Source organism: Devosia sp. 919 (assembly GCF_013185965.1).
Classification (GTDB): Bacteria; Pseudomonadota; Alphaproteobacteria; order Rhizobiales; family Devosiaceae; genus Devosia.
In genome coordinates, this window is the sequence record NZ_JABAOL010000001.1 from 463,596 (window position 1) to 483,931 (window position 20,336).

The following is a 20,336-nucleotide window of genomic DNA, read 5'->3' on the forward strand; positions in this document are numbered from 1 at the left end:
GGCCTCCGGCATTGTCGTCATGGGTCAGGCACTCAAGCGGCTGGGCTGGGCAAGGGGAGCATTGCCGGGGCTGGTGTAGCGGCCCCAGCCGGGCTGCCCCCCGATAGTGCCATCATAAACGCTGGCGCCGCCCACGATGGTGCGCATCACGCGTCCGGTAAAGCGGGCGCCGTAATAAAGCTGGGCCACATCGCGCGCAAAGGTGTGGAGCGTGTCGCGCTCGATGCTGGTGGTGCCGGACAGATCAACGAGCATCAGATCGGCATCGGCCCCCACCGCAATCCGACCCTTGTTGGGCAGGTTGAAGCGCTTGGCGGCATTGCCGCTCAGCAGCGCCACTGCCTGCGCGAGGGAAACCCGGCCCCTGGCAACGGCATCGAGCATGGCCGGTACCAGCACTTCCGAGCCAGGCGAGCCGGGCGGGGCTGTGACCATATTGCCCGCGCCCGCGAGCTTTTCGGCATGGGAAAAGGCGGCATGGTCGGTGGTGACATGGGTGATGACCCCATCGGCAATGGCCTGCCAGAGGGCGTCCTGATCGGACTGGAGGCGCACGGGCGGGTTGATCTTGGCAAAGACCCCCGCCTTGCGCACATCCTCATGGGTGCGCCAGAGATAATGCGGGCAGGTTTCGGCGGAAAAATCTGAGCTGCCCGCAAAGCGGCGCAAGACTTCGACGGTGAGGGCGCTGGTGACATGGGCGATATGAAGCCTGGCGCCCGCTTCCATGTTCATGGTCAGAAGCTTGGCGACGGCCACTGCCTCGCAAATGGCGGGACGGGAAGCCAGGTGCGTGTCGATATTGCTCAAGTCCAGTTCCGCGACCTCGGCTTCGCCCAAGGCCAGGAGCTGAGCGCTTTCGGCATGCACCACGACCGGCAGGCCGGTCTTGGCGATCGCCTTGAGGGCGCGCAGCTGATCGGCCTCGTCGGGAAAGGACAGGCCGAAAAACTCGTCGTCCCGCCCCTCGGGAGCGGGGGTGGTGAAGATCTTGTAGGCAACGATCCCCGCCGCCGCCATCGCGCCAACGCTGGCGTCCGTCAGGTCGCCGGGAGCGGCATAAAGGCCGAAATTGATGAAGGCATGTTCGGCAAAATGGGCGCGGCGCGTTTCCACCCGCTCGGCCGTGTTGCAGCAGGGCTTGGAAATGGGCATTTCGAAGAGGGTGGTAATACCCCCCGCGGCGGCGGCGCGGGTTTCGCTTTCCACCGTGCCCCGCTCGGGATAAGCGGGGGCGCGGATATGGAAGTGGATGTCGATGGCGCCGGGCAGCACATGCTGGCCCGACGCATCAATGGTTTGCGCCGCGACACCCTCACCGCGCGGCAACAGCGCGGCGATCCTGCCGCCGGAAAGCCCCAGATCGAGCGATTGCAGGCCCTCGGGGGTCAGCACCGCGCCATTGCGGATGATGGTGTCAAAGCTGTCCACTATTTGAGCCCCAGTTCGGAAAGGGCCTTCGCTACGCCATCGAGATTGGTCAGGTGCATGCTGGCATAGTTGGGCGCGAGCACCACCCCATGCCCGCCGGCGCGATAGGTCGCCATCACCGAGCGATAAGCGATGTCGGGCGTCATCTTGGCGGTTTCCGGCTTGGTTCGGGGCGCGTCGACCCCGAGGCCCATGAACACCTTGGCCTTGCCATTGACCCCTTTGACCGCATCGGCACATTGGCCGAACACATAGGTGTCGGGGTCCATGCCCGCGGGGATCACTTCCCCATAGGGCGCTTCGTTGAGCCCCAGGATCCGGTACAGCACCGCGGTGGCTTCATCGGGTGAGAAGTCGCGCAGGATGGTCTTTTGGAAAAAGCCCAGCTCCTTGGTGAACACTTCGCCGGCCTGATGCTGATAGGTGATGGGCTTGACCCAATCGGCGTAAAGCGTCTGCTCTTCCCAGGGCCATTGGGCGCGCCGGAACAGGTTGAAGTGGTTGCGGTTCCACACATTGAGCCCGAAGGAAAGGCCCGGCTTGCACCATTTGACGAGGCCATAAAGCTCGCGATCGAGATCCTTGTTGCGCTCGAGCCAGAACTTCTCCCAGATCAGGGCTTCGGGGTTGGCCAGCAGCGTGCGGATAAAGGTGATAAAGGCGCCATCGGCAAATTCCTTGCCCGAGGCCGCTTCCTGCATGAAGTCATAAAGGTTGAGCAGCGCGCGCCGGCAGGCTTCCACATCGATGCCGCGCTCCATGGCTTCCTGGCGCGCATGGGTGGAGAAATCCCCCGGTGCGCCGCCCTGGATCAGGGTGTCGAGCGGGGAATTGCGCTCGTTGCACCACATGACGCCATCGATGTCGTAGTTGCGCACCTGATCCTCGACCATGGAGAGAATCCAGTTGCGATAATCGGGATGACTGGTGGAGGGATCGCCCGAGAGGCGCCCGAAGATATCGACTTCCATCGCCTGGGCGAGATTGGGGATGTCGACCGTGTTGGTCGAGCCATGGCCGGTATATTTAAAGAAGGGCTCCATGAGTTCGATGAAGACCTTTATGCCGCGCTGATGGGCGGGCTCGATCACCATGTCGAGGATGTCCTTGCCCTCGAATTCGGGGTCGCGGGCGCGGTAATCCTTGATGAAGGTGCCGTTGTAGTAGCGCGGATCGGGCTCGAAATAGGCCCCGCCCTTCATGGCAAAGGGTTCGGGCACGCCATGGTCGGGCCAGCCATCGAGCTTCCAGGAAATGGAACGCCCGGTCTTGAGCCCGAGCCAGGACACGGTGCCCAGCATCAGCACATTGACCCCGACCCGGTCCTTGAGGATGTCGAGGACGGTATCGACGCCCTCGTCGATGAAGTTGATCGGGCTGACCTGGATGCCGACGAATTTTTCGGCGGGATTGGGCTTGTCGGTCATGCTGCCGCCTTTGCGTGCTTGGCCATGAAGCCCTTCATGCGCTCGACCGCATCGCGCAGCTTGTCGATCGGCTGCAGGAACGACATGCGGATATAGCTGGGGTCGTGGTCGCCGAACATCGTGCCGGGGAACAGCATGACCCCGGTTTCGCGCAGCAGCTTCTCGCAGAACTCGGGGGTGGACATGCCGGTGCCCGACACATTGATGTAGACGTAAAAGGCGCCGCCCGGATTGCCATAGGAGAGGCCCATCTCGTCGAGCGCGGGCAAGAGGAACGCCCGGCGCGCGGCATATTCGTCGATCATCGCCTGGATGGGCTCCTTGGGGCCGGTGATGGCGGCAAGGGCGGCATGCTGGGAAATGGTGCAGGTGTTGATCGAGAGCGTGTGGCGCATCTCGGTGACCTTGGCCACGAAATCGGCGGGCGCGGCGAGATAGCCGACGCGCCAGCCCGTCATGGCATAGGTCTTGGAGAAGCCATTGAGGGTGATGGTGCGCTCCTTCATCCCCGGCAGGGTGGCGATGGAAAGGTGCTCGTTTCCTTCATAGATGATCTTGGCGTAGATCTCGTCGGACACGATGATGATGTCGTGCTTGATGGCGAGCTCGGCGATCTGGCGGATCACGGCGGGCGGGGTAACGGCGCCCGTGGGATTGTTGGGCGAAACCAGGACGAACATGCGCGTTTTCGGGGTGATGCGCTTCTCGATCTCGGCGATGTCGAGGGCGAAATCGTCCTTCTGGAAAGTGGGGACGGGCACCGGGATGCCGCCGGCAAAGCCCACCGCGGTGTCATAGGTCATGAAGCGCGGGGAGGTGATCATCACCTCGTCGCCCGGCTTGATGAGGGCCAGCATGATGAGGGTGATCGATTCCTGCACGCCGGCGGTGACGATGATCTCGTCGGCGGTGTAGTCGAGCCCGTATTCGGCCTTGAGGTCGCCCGCAATCGCTTCGCGCAGCTGGGGCAGGCCGGTGGGGCCGGTATAATGGTGCTGGTTGTCGTCGATGGCCTTCTTGGCGGCCTCGCTGATATGGGCAGGGGTGTGGAAATCCGGGTCGCCCCGGCCCATGGCGATGACATTGTTCATTCCGGCGGCAATGGCGAGCATGCGGGTGCGGAAGGACAGGTCCTCCTCCACGATGCGGTCGGTCAGGTTGTCAGCGATCACGCTCATTGTCAGTGCATCCTCTTGCCGGCGATAAAGGTCATCTGCACGCGTTCCAGCGCGAACAGATCCTGGTCGGGGTTGCCGTCCACGACGATCAGGTCGGCTTCCTTGCCCGCTTCCACGGTGCCGATTTTCTTGTCCATTTTCGAAAGCTGGGCGCCGCGAATGGTGATGGCGCGCAGGGCGTCGAGCCGATCGGGACACACGCCCACCTCGACCATGAAGTCGAGCTCGGGCGCGATCTTGTCATGCTCGACGGCGGGGCTGCCCGCATCGGTGCCAAAAACGATCGGCACGCCGGCCTTGCTGGCACGCAGCAGGCCGTCAAAGCGCGTCTTGTCGCCCACCGCCTTCTGCCGCTCGGCGATCTTCCATTCCGGAATGCCATAAGCGCGCGCGATCTCGGGCTTGGCCTGCATGACGAGGGCCGAGAAGGTGGTGACGATCGGGATCTTCTTGTCGAGCAGGATCTGGATGGTCTCGTCGCTCATCGAGCCGCCATGTTCCACGCAATCGACGCCAAACTCGGCAACGCGGCGGATGCAGGCGTCATAGGTAGCGTGGGCGGTGATGGGGAGGCGATTGCGATGGGCCTCGTCGATGACGGCCTCGAGCTCGGCATCGGTGAATTCGAGCGTATCGTGGCAGGCCATGATCTTGATGAGATCGGCGCCACCCTTGACCTGGTCGCGCACGGCCCGGCGCATCTCGTCGGCGCCCGAGGCTTCCCGGCACACCCAATAGGTGTGCCCGCCGGTCTGGATGATGCTTTCGCCGGTTACGAGGAGGCGCGGCCCGGGGAAAAAGCCCTGCGCCACCGCCTGCTTGGTGAAGAGATTGGCATTGTGCACGCCCAGATCGCGCACGAGGGTAATGCCGGCGCGCAGGGATTTGAGCATGTTGCCCGCGGCCTTGTAGGCGCGCATTTCGGGGCTGTCATACATGGACTGCCAGCTCAGCTCATGCACGCCGTCCCAGGACAGATGGGCATGGGACTGGATGAGGCCGGGCATGATGGTCTTGCCGCCGGTGTCGGTAACGGCAAGCCCTTCGGGCGGTGTGCCCATGGCGGCGCGTTCACCCACGCGGGTGATCTTGCCCCCGATTACTTCCACAAAGCCGTCCTCGATCACCTCGTCGCCGCGCGCGGTGATGATGCGGCCAAGCAGGATCTGGTCGACCGGCTTGAGGTCGAACATGGGCTTGGTGATCTTGGTGTAGTGCCAGGAAGCGGGTTCGGGCATGGTTTGAACACTCGGTTGCTAGAGCGCGATGACGCGTTGATCGATGGGGGTGTGGGCTAGAAACTGGCTCGGGATTTCGACGCCCTGGGCGCCAACCAGCATGGTGTTGATGGTGCGAAAGCCATCACGCCCGGGCCGGTAAACGCCCGGCTCGTTGGAAAAAACCATGTTGGGCGCGACCGTGGTGGTGTCGCCCGGCGCGAGCCAGGGCGCTTCATGGCCTTCAAGGCCCATGCCGTGCCCGATGCGGTGGCGAATGGCGTCGCCCAGATCGGCTGATTTGAGCGCGTCGAGCGCGGCCTCGTTGACGTCCTGGCAGCGCGCGCCGGGCTTGAGGGCGGCGACAGCGGCATCGTTGCAGCGCTCCATGGCCTGCATGACGCGGCGCTGTTCGGGAGACACTTCGCCCAGGATCAAGGTGACGCCGCTTTCGGCGTGATAGCCACCAAGGCTGGCCCCGACGCCCGAGATCAGGGTTTCGCCCGGCTGGGGCCGACGGGCGCTGGTGGCGCCATGGGGCAGGGCGGCGCGGGGACCCGAATGCACGGAAGCGGTGATCCCGAGCTTGGTGCCGGCAAAGGCCGCGCCATAATCGCGCTTGAGCGCAGCCAAGGCAAAGCCGGTGCAATCGGCCAGCAGGTCGAGCTCGCTGCCGCCCGCCGAAATGATGGTGCCGCCTTCGGTTTGCAGCCGGGTGAGACAGAGATCGGCATAGCTCGCGGCGATGCGGGTGAGTTCGAGTTCTTCGGGGGGTCTTGACGAAGCGCAGGGGCGCGGCAAGGTCCTCAAGCAGCACCTCGTCGACCAGCGTGTTGAGGGGGCCGAGCTGGCGGGCATCGAGGATATCGATGGCGAGGCGCCGGGAGCCCGACTGGCACACCATCCAGACCACGGGATGCACGAGCCCGGGAAATTCCTCGTAAATGCCCAGCTCGACGCCCAGGACCGGCTCGGCATTTTCCAGTTCGAGCAGCGGCACAAAGAGCTTGGATTCGCCCTCCACCGGCACATACAGCCCGATCGGGCGTTCATTGACCGAGAAATTGAAGCCGCAGGCATAAAGCACATTGGCGGGGGACAGAAGGAGGACCCCATCAAGGCCGCGGCTGGCCGCGCTGTGGCGCAGCCGCTCGCGCACCCCTTGGCGAAAAGCCGAGCCAAGCGGGCGGACCGGCTTGCGGATGGGAGCCAGCGCGCTCACAGCCGGTCCTCGCGATAGGGGCCGAGCACCTGCAGTTCGGCCGACAGGCCCAGTTCACGGCCCAGCGCCACGAGATCGGCCAGCACTTCGTCATCGAGCGGCACGCCGCCGGCGGACTTTTTGGCGACGCGGCGCGCTTCCTGTTCGCCAGGAAGAAGCACTTCGGAAAAGCCGGGACGGGTGGGGCGCGATTTGACCATTCCGGCAAACTCGCCCATGCGCGCCTTGAACTCATCGAGCGGCATGAACCATTCGATGTCGATGGCCGTCAGCGAATGGGAGACATCGAGCTTGGCCTGATCGGCATAGGGGGTGAGGCCAAAGCCGCCCCCGCCAATGACGCCGGTCAGCACATCGGTCATGAAGGCGAGGCCATAGCCCTTGTATTCGCCGATCGCGAGAAGAGGGCCCTTCATGGCGGCTTCGGGATCGTCGGTGACCGCGCCTTCGGGGGTCAGCGCCCAATCGAGGGGCATCTTCTTGCCCTCGCGCGCATGCCACAGCATCATGCCCTTGCCCGCGGTGGTGAGGGCAAAATCCATCACGGCGGGAAAACCGAGATTGGTGGGCGCGGCGATGCCCCAGGGATTGGTGCCGACCGCGCCTTCGCGCGCGCCCCAAGGAGCCATTTCGGGGCCGGCATTGGTATAGGCAATGCCGATGCAGCCCGCTTCCATGGCCTGGCAGGCATGAACGGCTGACGAGCCATAATGGGTGGAATTGCGCACGATCACCTGGCCAATGCCGCAGGTCTTGGCCTTTTCGATCGCCAGCGTCATCGCCTTGGCGGCTGCAACCGTGCCGATGCCGTTATGGGCATCGACCAGCGCGAGTGCAGGGCTTTGCTTGACGATCTCGAACTCTGCCCGCGGATCAACCAGGCCTTCCCCGATGCGCTCCTGGTAGCGGCGGAGGCGCCGCACGCCCTGGCCATGGCCGGGGTGGAAGCGCAGCTCGGAAAAGATCAGCGCATCGGCAAAGATCTTGGCGTCTTCGGCCGCGAGGCCAAGCGCTTCAAAACCCTGCGCCATGAAGCGCTCCAGACTGGTTTTTTCCACATTGGTAAGGGTGATCGCCACGATCAGGCCTCGAGCTTGAGGAGGGTGGCGATGTTGGCGGAAGGCTCGGAATAGCAACCAAGCTCGCCCTTGGGCGCGGTCATGATCACGGTCATGCCGGGGCCATAGCCTGAGCGCGGCCCGTCGGTTTGCCCGACAATGCCGATGCTCATGGCGCCGCGCAGATAGCCGTGATTATAGCGGCTGTCGGTGTTTTCGATGGCCACCACATCCCCGAGCTTGAGGGTGTCGAGCCCCGCTTCCTTGAGGGCGGCGCCGTCGGTGGACTGCATATGCAGGCTCCCCCCTTCGCTGGTGAGCCCGGCGCCGGCGCCAACGAGGAATGCGGGCACGGTGGCAACGACGCCGAATTTGAGCACGCCGTTCTCGACGCGGCAGGGCAGGGCCTTGAGCAGATCGGGCGACAGGCCCTTGCAGTTGATCGCTTCATGACCGGCAATGCTGATGCCCGTGCCAAAGGATTTGACGAGGATCTGGTCGCCCACCGCCATCTTGCGGCGCGCTTGGACGGGAAAATGGATGATCACCTGTTCGGAAAAGCGCCCGGACTTGCCGGTGACCACGCCCTTGGCGCCCTGGGCCTGGCCGGTCATCACCGTGGCGGTGTTCCCGAGGCACGCAAAAACATTGAGCCCGCGATTCTTGAGATCGTCGGTGCCGCGGATGGAAACGCCGGGATGGATGCAATCGGCGGCCCAGCCAAAGGCGCGATCGCCCACCGACACGTTGTAGACGATGCCGCCCCAGGCGGGGAGCAGAAAGGGCGTGCCATCGGCGGCGAGCCGATAGGGCTCGGCGGGCAGGCCGGGAAAGCCGGGATGGGCAATGACGCCGCCGACCGACACGGCAACCAGATCGGCTTCGTTGAACTGGATGGTCATGCGAGCGCTCCGATGCGGAAATAGTTGGAAATATTGGCGGTGGGATCGATCTCGAACTCGATGCCGCCGGCCGCGCAGCTCATCAGCGTCATGATGCCGGGCCCATGGCCGGTCATGATGGAATCGCCATGGATGCAGATGGCGATGGACACGGCTCCTTCCCGATAGGAGCGGCCGAAATGGTGGTCGGCATGGCGGATGGCGATGATGTCGCCCAACCGCATTTGGTCGATTCCCAGGTCAGCCATGAGCGCGCGATCGCCGCTCATCAGGTCCTGATCGACATATTCCGAATTGAGCTCGGCGCCCGAGCCCATGATCTCGATGGGCAATTCCATCGCGACGGGCAGTTTGAGCGAGCCATTGCCCGCCCGCGACAGGCGGAGCGCCTGGAGCAGCTTGGGGCTGGTTTTCTTGAATTCGACCTGGGGGAATTCGTTGAGGGCGATGCCTCGACCAATAGCCTCGATCTGGATCTGGTCGCCCGTGTTGAGCAGCTCGTTGACCTCGGGCGAAAAGGCGACGAGCAGGCGCGCATGCTCGCCCGTGACGGTGCCCTTGGCGCCTTTGGCCAGGCCCGACATCACCGTGGCTTCGTTGCCCACGCAGCTGAGATAGTGCAGCGCCATGTCCGATTTTTCATCGGGATGGGCGATGGAAACGCCGGGCTCAACATGGTCCCCTGCCCAGCCAAAGGCACGGTCGCCGACCGACGCGTTGTAGGTGACGCCGAACATGCCGGGCAGGATCACGCCGCGCCCATCGGGATGGTGCGTGTAGTGCCCGGGACGCAGCGAGGGCGTGCTGACATAGCCGCACACGGCCATGGCCACCAGGGTGTCGGCGTTGGAGGTCAGACCTCCCAGATCGGTGCTCATTGCGGCAGTCCCACTCTTTTTTTCCCACCCCGTTTGCATCGCTTGACATTGGCTGGAGAGCCGGTCCAACATCAGCTCGTTAGATTGTCGACAATCTGATGTTCAACAGAAGTGCACACGGATCGGGGCCTCGTCAAGCACCGATCAGCACAGCGGCAAAAACAACTGCCGCAGGCAAGAAAACGAGTGAGGACAATGAGTTACGCGCAGCTTATGGAAACTGTCGGGCAGGTGAACGACCTGCTCAACACCCAGTCAATCCTGAGCTGGGATGCTCGCACCATGATGCCGCCGGGTGGGCACGAGACGCGTGGCAAGCAGTTGTCGACCCTCTCGGTGGTCACGCGCGACCTCTTGGTTTCGGACCGTTTGCGCGCCCAGCTCGACAGGGCGGAAAGCGAAGTTGCCGCCCTCGGCGACGAAGCTGTGGAAAAGCGCATGGTCGCCCAGGTGCGCCAGGCGGTGGATTACCACCTCGCCATCCCTGCCGAGCTGACGCGCAAGCGGGTGGAACTGGGCTCGATCGGCCATGCCGTATGGGCGAAGGCGCGCGCCGAAAGCGATTTCAGCCAGTTCATCCCCATTCTCGAGCAGACCGTGGCGCTCAATCGTGAGCTGGCCGAAGTGATCGGCTATGCCGAGCACCCCTATGACGCGCTGATGTTCCGCTTCGAGCCGGGTGAAACCGTTGCGAGCCTGCAGCCGCTCTTTGCCCGGCTGCGCGAAGCGCTGCTGCCGCTGGTCAAGGCGATCGGCGACAAGAAGCAGCCGCGCTTTGATTTCCTCGAGCGCCATTACCCCGTCGACAAGCAGCACGAGTTCGCGCTCGCCATGGCCCAGAAGGTCGGCTACGACCTCGATCGCGGCCGGCTGGACACGACGCTGCATCCCTTTGAAGTCTCGTTCACGCGCAACGATGTGCGCATCACCACGCGCTTCAATCCCAACTACATGGCGGCAAGCCTCTTCGGGGCGCTCCATGAAGCAGGGCACGGGCTTTACGAGCAGGGGGTCGATCCCGCCTATACCCGCACGCCCTTCGCCACCGATCTTGTCGGGCTTTATGCCGTGGGCGGTGTCAGCTTTGGCGCCCATGAATCGCAGTCGCGGCTCTGGGAAAATCATGTCGGGCGTTCACGCGAATTCTGGCAGGTCAATTTCCCCGAGGCGCAACGCTTCTATCCCGAGCAGCTCGCCGATGTGACGGCCGAAGAGTTCTTCCGTGCCGTCAACCGCTGCAAGCCCGGCTTTATCCGGGTGGAGGCCGATGAGCTGACCTATGATTTCCACGTCATGCTGCGCACCGATATCGAGGCGGCGCTGATCGATGGCTCGCTCCAGGTCAAGGATTTGCCCGAGGCCTGGAACAGCAAGATCAAGGAATATCTCGGGCTCGACGTGCCCAATGACGCCCAAGGTGTGCTGCAGGACGTGCACTGGTCCTCGGGCCAGATCGGCACCTTTTGCAACTACACGATCGGCAATGTGATGGCGGGTCAGCTGTTTGAAACCGCCAAGGCCGACCCGGTGATCGCCCAGGGTCTGGCGAGCGGCGATTACGAGCCCCTGCGCGCCTATATGGTGGAAAATGTCCACCAGCATGGCCGGCGCTATAGCCGCGACGAGCTCCTGGTGCGCGCCACCGGGCGCACGCTCGATCCCGAGCCCTATATCGCCCACCTCACCGCCAAATACAGCGAACTCTACGGTCTTTGAGGGGAAGCGGACCAATGCCAACAAGTGAACTGCACGCCAACCGGCTGGCCAACCGCGTCAAGCTCAAGGAAGCCCATCTCGTCACCCGAATGACCGACATCGCTGCGGGCCTGCCCGATGTGATCAAGCTGGGGCGCGGGGATCCCGATCTCGACACCCCCGCCCATATCGTCAAGGCCGGCCAGGATGCGTTGGGGCGCGGGGAAACCCATTACGGCCATCCGCTGGGGCTGCCGGCCCTGCGCGAAGCCATCAAGGCCAACATCAAGGCCAATGGCGGGGCCGATTACGCTATCGACGAGATCGTCGTCACCCCGGGCGGCCAGCACGCCATGTTCGTGATTGCCCTGGCGCTGCTCAATCCGGGCGACGAGATGATCGTGCCGTGCCCCGGCTACAATCCCTATGGACAGGCGGCCGAACTGGCCGAAGCCACGGTCGTGCCGGTGCGCATGGGCATGGACACCAATTTCACCCTCACCGCCGAAATGGTGAAGGCGGCGCTCACGCCCAAATCCAAGGTGCTGGTGCTGATCAACCCCAACAATCCCACCGGCACGGTCACAGCGCCTGACGAGGTGGAAAAGATTGCCCAGCTCGCCATCGAGCACGACCTGATCGTTATTTCCGACGAGATCTATGCGCGCCTGACCTATGGCAACCAGCGCATCCAGCCGGTAGCGGCGCTGCCGGGCATGCGCGAGCGCACCATTACGCTGTCGGGCTTTTCCAAGGCTTACGCCATGACCGGCTGGCGCATCGGCTATTTCGCCGGGCCGCGCGAGCTGATCGTGGCCATGGCCGAGATCAACCATGCCTTTGCCATTTCGGTCAATTCGGCCAGCCAGCATGCTGCGCTCGCGGCACTCACCGGGCCGCAGGACTGCGTGGAAGACATGCGCCGCACCTATGACGCCCGCCGCAAGGCGCTGCTGGAAGGGCTCGATGCACTGGGCATTCCCTATGCCGAGCCGCAGGGCGCCTTTTATGTCTATGCCAATGTGGCCTCGGTCGGCCTGCCCGCCAGCCAGTTCTGCGAGCGCCTGCTCACCGAGGGCCGGGTGCTGATGTATCCCGGCACCATCTATGGCGACTACACCGATGACTTTGTCCGCATGTCGCTGACCCAGTCGGTGGATCGCATCCACGAAGCCATGTCCCGCATCAAAACCGTCGTCCAAGCCATCCGCGCCGAGCGCGCCGTGCCCGCAGCCTGAGGAGCCGCCATGTCTGCCCTGTCGACCAACCCCAATGTCCGATCGATCAAGCACATGGCCTTCGCCGTGCGCGACGCCAAGGAAGCGCTGTCGGCCTATTCCAAGTTCCTGGACGTGCCCACCGACACCGCCATCATCGACTATCCCAAGTCCAAGAACCGCGTAGCGCTGTTTGAGCTTGGCGGCATTGAATACCAGCTCTGCCAGTCCATGGAGGAAGGCGGTCGGTTCGACACCTGGATCAAGCAGCGTGGCGCCGAAGGCCTGCACCATATCTGCTACGCCGTCGACAATATCGATGAGGCGCTCGAGCACGCCAAGACGCAGGGCGCCGATCTGCGCATCTGCCAGGCCTGCGGCGTTTATGGCTCCCACGCCCATCCGGAGGGCTATGTGGCCTTTCTCGACAACGATGCCGGCGGCATCGAGATCGAATTCATGCAGGTCTACACCCCTGAAGAGCTCGAAAAATACAAAGCGGTCAAAGGGATCTGATCGGCATGTCTGAAGCTAAAACCATCACTGTCGGCACCGCAACGGCCGCCCCGGGCGAAGTTGTGCGCGGCGTCATCCCCGTCACCGAACTGGCAGGCGGCAGCAAGGTCGAAATTCCCCTGGTGATCGTCAATGGCACCAAGCCCGGGCCGGTGTTCTGGGTCGATGGCGCCATCCATGGCGATGAGCCCGAAGGGCCGATGGCTTGCGCCATTGCGCTCAAGGAAGTCGATCCCGCCCAGCTTTCCGGCACCCTGGTGATGGTGCCGGTGCTCAATGTCATGGCCTTCGAGAATGCCAATCGCGGCAATCCGCTCGATACGTTCTCGTTTGACATGAACCGGATCTATCCCGGCCGCGCCAATGGCTATCTCAGCGAGCGCGTCGCCTGGGCCCATTCGGAATGGATGAGCAAGGTCGCCGATTTCGAGATCTCGATCCACTCGGGCGGCGCCCATTCCTTCCTCGCCAAGGCGATCTTTGTCGATGAGACCCCCGCTTCGGTGGAGCTGGCCATGGCCATGGGCGAGGGCTGGGGCTGCATCATGTCCAACTTCCTGCCCAAGGGCAGCCCGATGGCGCAGATGAAGGAGATCGGCAAAACCGGCATCACGGTGGAACTGGGCGGCCGTTCGGCTACCTCGCCCGAGAAATTTGCCGAAGTGTCCCGGCACCTGGCCGATTCCATCATCAACATCCTGCGCCACTACAAGATGTATCCGGGCGAGGCGACCTATCCCAAGGACGCCACCAAGGGCCAGCAGGAAGCATTGCTGGCTCCCGCTTCGGGCATTTTCGTGCCCACCCCGGGCGTTGATTTCCTCAAGCCCATGAACAAGGGCGACAGCATTGCCCGCATCGTCAATATTTTCGGCGATGAGCTGGCGCATATGGTGGCCCCGGCCGACGGCATGTTCTTCGGCCTGCGCGCCCTGCCCAATGTCAATACCGGCGACTGGTGCTGTTTCTTCAACAAGGTGGAAGGACCGCGGGCCTGGACGCCGTGAGGCAAGAGGCACCGGGAAACACATCCATGCGCGACTTCGTTGGCTACGCAAACCGACCACCAACCATACGCTGGCCCAACAATGCCGGCGTCGCGGTCAACTTCGTGCTCAACTATGAAGAGGGCTCCGAATATTCCATCGGCAATGGCGATGGCCGCTCGGAAACGGCCCTGATCGAGGTCAATGCTGCCCGCGTTCCCGCGGGTAGCAGGGATCTGGCGTCCGAGAGCATGTATGAATATGGCGCCCGGGTCGGCTTCTGGCGCATCGCCCAGCTGTTCCAGGACCGCCAGCTGCCGCTGACCATTTTTGCCGCCGCCCTCGCGCTCGAACGCAATCCGGAAGTGGCCAAGGCCATCGCCGCCACCGATTGGGATGTTGTCGCCCATGGCTATCGTTGGGTGGAACACTATCATCTGGACGAGGACACCGAGCGCGAGCATATCGCCAAGGCTCATGCCAGCATCCGCCAGAGCGTCGGGCGCCCGCCCGAAGGCTGGTATTGCCGCTATAGCCCCAGCCAATACACAAGGCGGCTGCTCGTCGAGCATGGCGGCTATAGCTATGACAGCGACGCCTATAATGACGAAGTGCCCTATTGGCTCGAGGTCGAGGGCACCCAGCATCTGGTGCTGCCCTATTCGCTGGTGACCAATGACGCGAAGCTGCTTGCGGGTGGGGGCATCGAAACGGCGGCCGATTATGCGCAATTCCTGATCGACAGCTTCGATGTGCTGGCGGCGGAAGGCAAAAAGACGCTGCGCATGATGTCGGTCGGCATGCATCCGCGCGTGCTCGGCCATCCCGGGCGCGTTGCGGGCCTTGTGCGTTTTCTCGACCATCTCGCAGGGCGCGACGATGTGTGGATTGCGCGCCGCGCCGATATTGCCGCCCATTGGCGCCAAGCCATGCCCCCGACGGGAGTGGCCGCATGATGCGCCAACTGGCTGTCGCCGATCGCTGTTCGCCCGAGGGTTTCGCGCCCTTTGGCGCCATCATCGATCGTCCCGCCGAGGCGGGGCAGCGGCAGTTCTATTCCGATTGGCTGGGCGGAGACGCGGGACTGGCGCCGGTGTTTCACGTCAACAATGTTCCCGCTACGGCGCTGCCCGCTGTCGTGACGAGGCTCGAGCGCCATTGGCATGCCGCGCAGTGTTTCACGCCGCTCGATGTCAGCCGCTATCTGGTCACTGTCACACCGTCGTTGCCCGATGGCAGCCCGGACTTGGCAGGGATGCAGAGCTTCGTCTTGCCCGGCACCAAGGGCGTCATCTACCGGCGCGGCGTTTGGCATGCCGGCGCGACGGTTCTGGATCGCGCTGGCGCCTTTGCCGTGCTGATGTGGCGGGGCGCCGCCGACGATGATGTGTTTGTCGAGGTCGCGCCCACCCAACTTGTTCTTGAAGGATCGAACCCATGACCCGCACGCCCAAACTGTTCGTTCCCGCCATCACCCCCTTTGCCGCCGATCTCAGCATCGATGCCGACCGGTTCATCACCAATTGCCAGGCGCTGCTCGCTGACGGCGCCGATGGGCTGGCGCCGTTCGGCACCACGAGCGAAGCCAATTCCATGAGTGTGGGTGAGCGGATCGACCTGCTCGATGCCTTGCTCGATGCGGGGGTGGCGCCCGAGCGGCTGATCCCGGGCACCGGCTGCGCCGCCTTGCCCGATACCATCGCGCTCACCAAACATGCCGTCTCGCGCGGGGTGCTGGGCACGCTGACGCTGCCGCCCTTTTACTACAAAGGCGTGCCCGAAGAAGGGCTGGTCGACAGCTATTCGGCCGTGATCGATGCGGTGGGGGACAGCCGGCTCAAGATCTATCTATACCACATTCCCCAGACCAGCGGCGTACCCATCACCCTGACGCTGATCGAAAAGCTCCTCGCCAAGCATCCCGGCGTGTTTGTCGGGCTCAAGGACAGCTCGGGCAATTGGGACAACACCCATGCGGTGATCAAGGCCTTCCCGGAGCTGGAAACCTATTCCTCTTCCGAAGCCCTGATCCCGCAGAACGTCGCCGCTGGCGGCGCGGGCTGCATCAGCGCTTCGGCCAATGTGAATGCCAGGAACATCGTGGCGCTGATGCGCGCTCTGGGCACGCCCGAGGAAGCGGCAATCGCCGCCGGCGTAACGCAAGTGCGCAAGATCTTCGAGGGCTTGCCGCTGATCCCGGCGATCAAGGCGGCAGTGGCACAGCGCCACAACGATCCGGCTTATGCCATTGTGCGGCCCCCATTCGTGGCGCTCGATGCCAGCCATGATGGGGCGATTGCCCGGGCCGCCGAGCTCGCCTTTGCGGGGGCCCGGTCATGATCGGGGATCCGCAGACGCCGGAAATCGGCCGCATCGAGAACGTGCCACTGCGCGTTTCGGTGGCCGAGATCATCCGCCAGGCCATCATCAACGGCACGATGCGCCCCGGCACCCCGGTGGTGGAAATGGCGCTGGCCGAGCAGCTCAATGTGTCGCGCGCCCCGGTGCGCGAAGCCATCCAAATCCTCGAGGCCGATGGGCTGATCGAAAGCGAGCCCTACAAGGGCAAGCGCGTCAAGCCGCTCACCCTCAAGGAAGTGGAGGAGCTTTATAGCCTGCGCGAGCAGTTCGAGGCTTTTGCCATTCGCCGCGTCGTGGAGCGGCAGGCCGATGTCAGCGAACTGCACGAGCACTCCGATGCCATGTATGCGGCGGCTGAGCGGGGGGACCTCGCCGGGCTCAACACCGCCGACGAAGCCTTTCACCGCGCGCTGATCCGGCTGGCCGACCATGGCCTCATGCTGACGCTCTGGGACAATCTTTACCTGCGCATCCGCCAGATCATGGCGCTGCGCAACAGCGCCAATCGCGACCTGCGGGCGGTGGCGCTCAATCACCCTCCCATCATTGCAGCGATCGAAAAACGGGACATGATCCTCGCCATCTCGCTGATCTCCGATCATACCCGCTCGGCCTCCCAGATCACCCCCGAAGAGTTGGGGATCGCGCCATGACCCGAAGCGTGCTTGTAACCGGCGCCGGGGGATTTGTCGGTTCGCACCTGGCGGAAGGGTTTTTGGCTTTGGGCTATCGGGTCGTGGCGCTGGATCAGGCTTTCGATGCCCGAACGCGCGAGCGGCTGGCGGGCGCCCAACTGCTGGCAACGCCGCTGACGGCGGGGGCGCTTGCCGGAGTGGAGCGGGTGGATGTCGTTGTGCATGGCGCGGCGATCACGACGCCTCCGGTCGAGTTCGGGCTTTCCGATGCCGGCCATGTCGCCGCCAATATGGATCTGCTGCGCACCAGCCTCCAATGGGCGCTGGCGCGCGGGGTGGAACAGTCCGTCTTCCTGAGCTCCTCGGGCGTGTTCAGCGCCCGGGATGGCGGGGCGGTCCAGCTGGAAAGCGCTTCCCCTACCAGCACGGAACCCTATGCGCTGGCCAAGCGCGCCGGCGAGGACGCGGTAACGGCCGCGGCAGGCAGGCTGCAGGCAATCGCGGTGCGGCTGGGGCCGATCTATGGTCCCCATGAAGCGCCGCGCGGCACCCGCACCACCGTCTCGCAAGTGCGCCGCTGGCTCGATCGCGCCGAAGCAGGCGAGGCCATCATCGTGCGCCAGCCCGAAGAGCGGCGCGACTGGACCTTTGCGCCTGATCTGGCCGGAGCGCTGCACCGGCTGCTGGCAATCAACCCGCCGGTGACGGGCGTCGTGCATCTGTGTTCGGGGCAAATCCTGTCCAATCTCGAATTGGCGCAGGCCATTGCCGACCTCCTGCCCTCTACCCGGTTGGTGGTGGAGCCCGAAACTGGCGCGGTGTCGCGCCGGCCCATGGGCAGTGACCGCCTCGATCTCGCTTCGCTCGGTCCTTGGACCGACCCTCCCACCGGCCTCGCCATGGCCCGCAACCGGGAGGCAGTCGCTTGAGCCCCTTGCGCATCATTCTCGTGGGCCTGGGGGCCCGGGCCCAGTTCTGGATGCGGGTGATCCGCTCCAATCCCGATTGCATCATTGTGGGGCTAGTGGACCCCTCCGAAGCCGCCCGGGCGCGCGCGCTCGAGCAATGGCCCGATGCCGTGGCCGCGCCCGATGTGAGCCTCCTGTCCCAAATCGAGGCCGATGCCGTGCTGCTTGCCACCCCACCGGGCGGGCGCGAAGCGCAGATGGAAGCGGCCTGCTCGGCGGGTCTCGCCATCCTGGCAGAAAAGCCGCTGGCTGACAGCGTGGGGCTGGCGGCGCGCTATGTGGAAATGGCCGAGGCGGCCGATGTGCCGCTGATGGTGGGGCTCAATTTCCGCTTCCTGCCGGTGACGCAAAAGACGCTCGAACTCTTCGACACCACCGTCGGGGAACCCGAATTCGCCCGCTTCACCTATGAGCGCTGGCGCGATGGCTGGAAGCCCAATTTCAACAAATATCCCCTCACCATGGACCAACCCATGCTGTGGGAGCAGTCGATCCACCATTTCGACCTGATGCGCTATGTCTACCGCTCCGAGCCCGTTTCGGTGTTCGGCCACACCTTTAATCCCAGCTGGTCGATGTATCGCGACGACGCCAATGTGTCGGCGCTGATCACCTTTGCCAATGGGGTGACGGTCAACTACCAGGGGCTCTGGCAATCCAACTGGCAGACCCCAGGCTTTCAATGGCGGAGCGAATGCGCCCGCGGCGTTGTGGTCCAGAACGAGCAGTTCGGCCAGCTCAACTATGCCCTGCATGCCGATGCCGAACTCACCCCGGTGCCGCTGCCGCCCTATGAACAATGGATCAATGACGCGGAAGCCCTGCTGGCCGCGTTTGTCGCCGCCCTGCGCGGCACGGCACCTCTGCTGTGCTCGGGACGCGACCACCTCAGTTCGCTTCGCATGGTTCAGGCCTGCATTCTTTCGAGCCAGCAGAACCAGGCGATCAATCCGGCCGATCTCGAGACCGCAGCGAAGCGGGAGACCGGCCATCACCACCTCGACCCATCCGCACTCCAGCAAAGGACGTCCCAATGACAACCATGAGATCCATGCTCATGGCCGGAACGGTGGCGCTCGTCGCGCCCCTGGCTCCTGCCTATGCCGCGCCGCCCGATGACACGCTCGTTGTCGGGATTTCCGCCGATGCGACCACGTTCGATCCGGCCGTGATCAGCAGCCGCGACAATTCCAACATCGCCAAGCACATCTTCGGGACGCTCTACGAGATCGACCCGGACGGCAATATCGTGCCGCAGATGGCAGAGTCCTATACCGAGGCTGAGGACGGGCTGAGCTACACCTATAAGCTCCAGCCCGGCCTGACCTGTGAGGACGGGGAAGCACTGACCGCCGAGGACGTGGCCTATTCGTTCAATCGCGCGGGCGATCCGGCCAATGCCTTTACCGGCAACACGCCCGGCTTTGTGTATTCCTCGATCGGCTTTAATGGCGCCGAGGCGGTGAGCGATCTTGAGGTCAAGATCAATCTGACCAAGAAGAACCCGGTCTCGTTCGGCCTCATTGCCGAAGTCTTCGTGCACTGCAAGGACAGCTACGAGGCGATGAGCCTGGAAGATGCTTCCTCCAAGCCGGTCGCCTCGGGTTCCTATCGCCTGGCCTCCTGGGACCGCGGCTCGCAGGTGGTGCTGGAAAAGCTCAAGGACCCCGGCACGTTCCAGAACATCATCTGGCGTATCATTCCCGAAGCCTCGACCCGTTCGGCCGAGCTTATCGCGGGCAATGTCGACGTCATCACCAATGTGGCGCCCGACCAGATCGATGCCGTGAACGCTTCGGGCAGTGCAGAGGTCAAGGCCGTGCAGGGCACGCGCCGCATCTATGTGGGCTTCAACCAGAAGGACAGCTTCGCCAATGGTTCGCCGGGCGGTGAAGCCATCCAGAAGACCGATGTGCGCGTGGCGCTGCAATATGCCGTCGATGTGGAAGCCATCTGCAGCCAGTTGCTGAACTTTGAATGCACCCGCGCCACGGGCCTCGTGAACCCGCCCAACGCTAATCCCAATCTCGAACCCTATGCCTATGATCCCGACAAGGCCGAGGAACTGCTCGATGCCGCCGGTTATCCACGGGGCGAAGATGGCACCCGGTTCGAGATCAACTTCCAGGCGCCGCGCGGCCGTTACCTCAACGACGCCAATGTGGCCCTCGCCATCGGCCAGTATCTCGATGATATCGGGGTCAAGACCAATGTCGAACTGATGGAATGGGCTTCGGTCTATGTGCCCCTGATTTCCAAGCACGATGTGGGGCCGATGTTCCTGCTCGGCTCGGGCGGCGGCACCTGGAGCGCGCTTTATGACATGGCTGACCTCTCCACGGTCGATGCTGGCACCAACTACACCGAGTGGAGCAACCCCGACTGGTTCTCGGGTTGGGAAGAAATCGCGGCGGCCAAGACCCCCGAAGAGCAGCGCGTCGTCATCGATCGCATGCTCGAGGTCTTCTACAACGATCCGCCGTGGCTGATGCTGTACTTCCAGCCCGATTTCTACGGCGTGTCCAAGCGCGTGACCTTCGAGCCACGCCGCGACGAGAAGGTGTACCTGTTCGACGCCGCTCTGGCGCAGTGACGAACATGGCATGCGGGGGATTTCCTCCCGCGTGCCAACCAACCGGCGGACA

General features: G+C 63.8%; 19 protein-coding genes. 11 read left to right on the plus strand and 8 right to left on the minus strand.

Features of this window, described 5'->3' with window-relative positions:
- Window positions 1-24: 24 nt before the first annotated feature.
- The 8 genes from HRQ64_RS02235 to HRQ64_RS02270 form a co-directional block, all read right to left on the minus strand.
- Window positions 25-1,431, minus strand: a complete 1,407-nt coding sequence (locus HRQ64_RS02235; RefSeq protein ID WP_172121844.1) for a dihydroorotase family protein — start codon at window positions 1,429-1,431, stop codon at window positions 25-27.
- Window positions 1,431-2,858: a hypothetical protein gene (locus HRQ64_RS02240; protein ID WP_172121845.1), complete on the minus strand. Its 1,428-nt coding sequence runs from the start codon at window positions 2,856-2,858 to the stop codon at window positions 1,431-1,433. The genes HRQ64_RS02235 and HRQ64_RS02240 overlap by 1 nt, the downstream gene beginning before the upstream one ends.
- Window positions 2,855-4,036: a pyridoxal phosphate-dependent aminotransferase gene (locus HRQ64_RS02245; RefSeq protein WP_172121846.1), complete on the minus strand. Its 1,182-nt coding sequence runs from the start codon at window positions 4,034-4,036 to the stop codon at window positions 2,855-2,857. The genes HRQ64_RS02240 and HRQ64_RS02245 overlap by 4 nt, the downstream gene beginning before the upstream one ends.
- A 2-nt stretch (window positions 4,037-4,038) precedes the next feature.
- Window positions 4,039-5,274 carry an amidohydrolase family protein gene (locus tag HRQ64_RS02250; RefSeq protein ID WP_172121847.1) on the minus strand — a complete coding sequence of 412 codons (1,236 nt, stop codon included), beginning with the start codon at window positions 5,272-5,274 and terminating at the stop codon, window positions 4,039-4,041.
- A gap of 18 nt (window positions 5,275-5,292) precedes the next feature.
- Entirely contained in the window at window positions 5,293-6,063 is a 771-nt protein-coding gene (locus HRQ64_RS02255; RefSeq protein ID WP_210258488.1) for a M24 family metallopeptidase, read from the minus strand.
- Window positions 6,064-6,471: 408 nt separating this feature from the next.
- Window positions 6,472-7,554: an Ldh family oxidoreductase gene (locus tag HRQ64_RS02260; RefSeq protein WP_172121848.1), complete on the minus strand. Its 1,083-nt coding sequence runs from the start codon at window positions 7,552-7,554 to the stop codon at window positions 6,472-6,474.
- A 2-nt stretch (window positions 7,555-7,556) separates the two neighbouring features.
- A complete protein-coding gene (locus tag HRQ64_RS02265; RefSeq protein ID WP_172121849.1) occupies window positions 7,557-8,435 on the minus strand; it encodes a DUF4438 domain-containing protein in 879 nt (292 codons plus the stop codon).
- Window positions 8,432-9,313: a DUF4438 domain-containing protein gene (locus HRQ64_RS02270; protein WP_172121850.1), complete on the minus strand. Its 882-nt coding sequence runs from the start codon at window positions 9,311-9,313 to the stop codon at window positions 8,432-8,434. The genes HRQ64_RS02265 and HRQ64_RS02270 overlap by 4 nt, the downstream gene beginning before the upstream one ends.
- 195 nt (window positions 9,314-9,508) lie before the next feature.
- On the opposite strand from HRQ64_RS02270, the gene HRQ64_RS02275 reads away from it, so the two are divergent.
- Genes HRQ64_RS02275 through HRQ64_RS02325 form a run of 11 tightly spaced genes read left to right on the plus strand, consistent with a single transcriptional unit; the run spans window position 9,509 to window position 20,284 of the window.
- The gene (locus HRQ64_RS02275) at window positions 9,509-11,029 is read left to right on the plus strand and encodes a carboxypeptidase M32 (protein ID WP_248308181.1); all 1,521 of its coding nucleotides are present in this window, start codon (window positions 9,509-9,511) and stop codon (window positions 11,027-11,029) included.
- Window positions 11,030-11,043: 14 nt separating this feature from the next.
- Window positions 11,044-12,246: a pyridoxal phosphate-dependent aminotransferase gene (locus HRQ64_RS02280; protein ID WP_172121851.1), complete on the plus strand. Its 1,203-nt coding sequence runs from the start codon at window positions 11,044-11,046 to the stop codon at window positions 12,244-12,246.
- 9 nt (window positions 12,247-12,255) lie between these two features.
- Window positions 12,256-12,741: a VOC family protein gene (locus tag HRQ64_RS02285; RefSeq protein ID WP_172121852.1), complete on the plus strand. Its 486-nt coding sequence runs from the start codon at window positions 12,256-12,258 to the stop codon at window positions 12,739-12,741.
- Window positions 12,742-12,746: 5 nt separating this feature from the next.
- Window positions 12,747-13,748: a M14 family metallopeptidase gene (locus tag HRQ64_RS02290; RefSeq protein WP_172121853.1), complete on the plus strand. Its 1,002-nt coding sequence runs from the start codon at window positions 12,747-12,749 to the stop codon at window positions 13,746-13,748.
- 26 nt (window positions 13,749-13,774) lie between these two features.
- Window positions 13,775-14,683 (plus strand): polysaccharide deacetylase family protein, encoded by a 909-nt coding sequence (locus HRQ64_RS02295; RefSeq protein WP_172121854.1) that lies wholly within the window; start codon window positions 13,775-13,777, stop codon window positions 14,681-14,683.
- A complete protein-coding gene (locus HRQ64_RS02300; RefSeq protein ID WP_172121855.1) occupies window positions 14,680-15,168 on the plus strand; it encodes an ureidoglycolate lyase in 489 nt (162 codons plus the stop codon). Before HRQ64_RS02295 ends, HRQ64_RS02300 begins: the two co-directional genes overlap by 4 nt.
- The gene (locus HRQ64_RS02305) at window positions 15,165-16,067 is read left to right on the plus strand and encodes a dihydrodipicolinate synthase family protein (protein ID WP_172121856.1); all 903 of its coding nucleotides are present in this window, start codon (window positions 15,165-15,167) and stop codon (window positions 16,065-16,067) included. Before HRQ64_RS02300 ends, HRQ64_RS02305 begins: the two co-directional genes overlap by 4 nt.
- Window positions 16,064-16,741: a GntR family transcriptional regulator gene (locus HRQ64_RS02310; protein ID WP_172121857.1), complete on the plus strand. Its 678-nt coding sequence runs from the start codon at window positions 16,064-16,066 to the stop codon at window positions 16,739-16,741. The genes HRQ64_RS02305 and HRQ64_RS02310 overlap by 4 nt, the downstream gene beginning before the upstream one ends.
- Window positions 16,738-17,652: an NAD(P)-dependent oxidoreductase gene (locus HRQ64_RS02315; protein ID WP_172121858.1), complete on the plus strand. Its 915-nt coding sequence runs from the start codon at window positions 16,738-16,740 to the stop codon at window positions 17,650-17,652. Before HRQ64_RS02310 ends, HRQ64_RS02315 begins: the two co-directional genes overlap by 4 nt.
- Window positions 17,649-18,728 (plus strand): Gfo/Idh/MocA family oxidoreductase, encoded by a 1,080-nt coding sequence (locus tag HRQ64_RS02320; RefSeq protein ID WP_248307157.1) that lies wholly within the window; start codon window positions 17,649-17,651, stop codon window positions 18,726-18,728. The genes HRQ64_RS02315 and HRQ64_RS02320 overlap by 4 nt, the downstream gene beginning before the upstream one ends.
- Complete coding sequence (locus HRQ64_RS02325; protein WP_248307158.1) at window positions 18,725-20,284, plus strand: ABC transporter substrate-binding protein; 1,560 nt, start codon at window positions 18,725-18,727, stop codon at window positions 20,282-20,284. Before HRQ64_RS02320 ends, HRQ64_RS02325 begins: the two co-directional genes overlap by 4 nt.
- The last annotated feature ends 52 nt before the right edge of the window (window positions 20,285-20,336 follow it).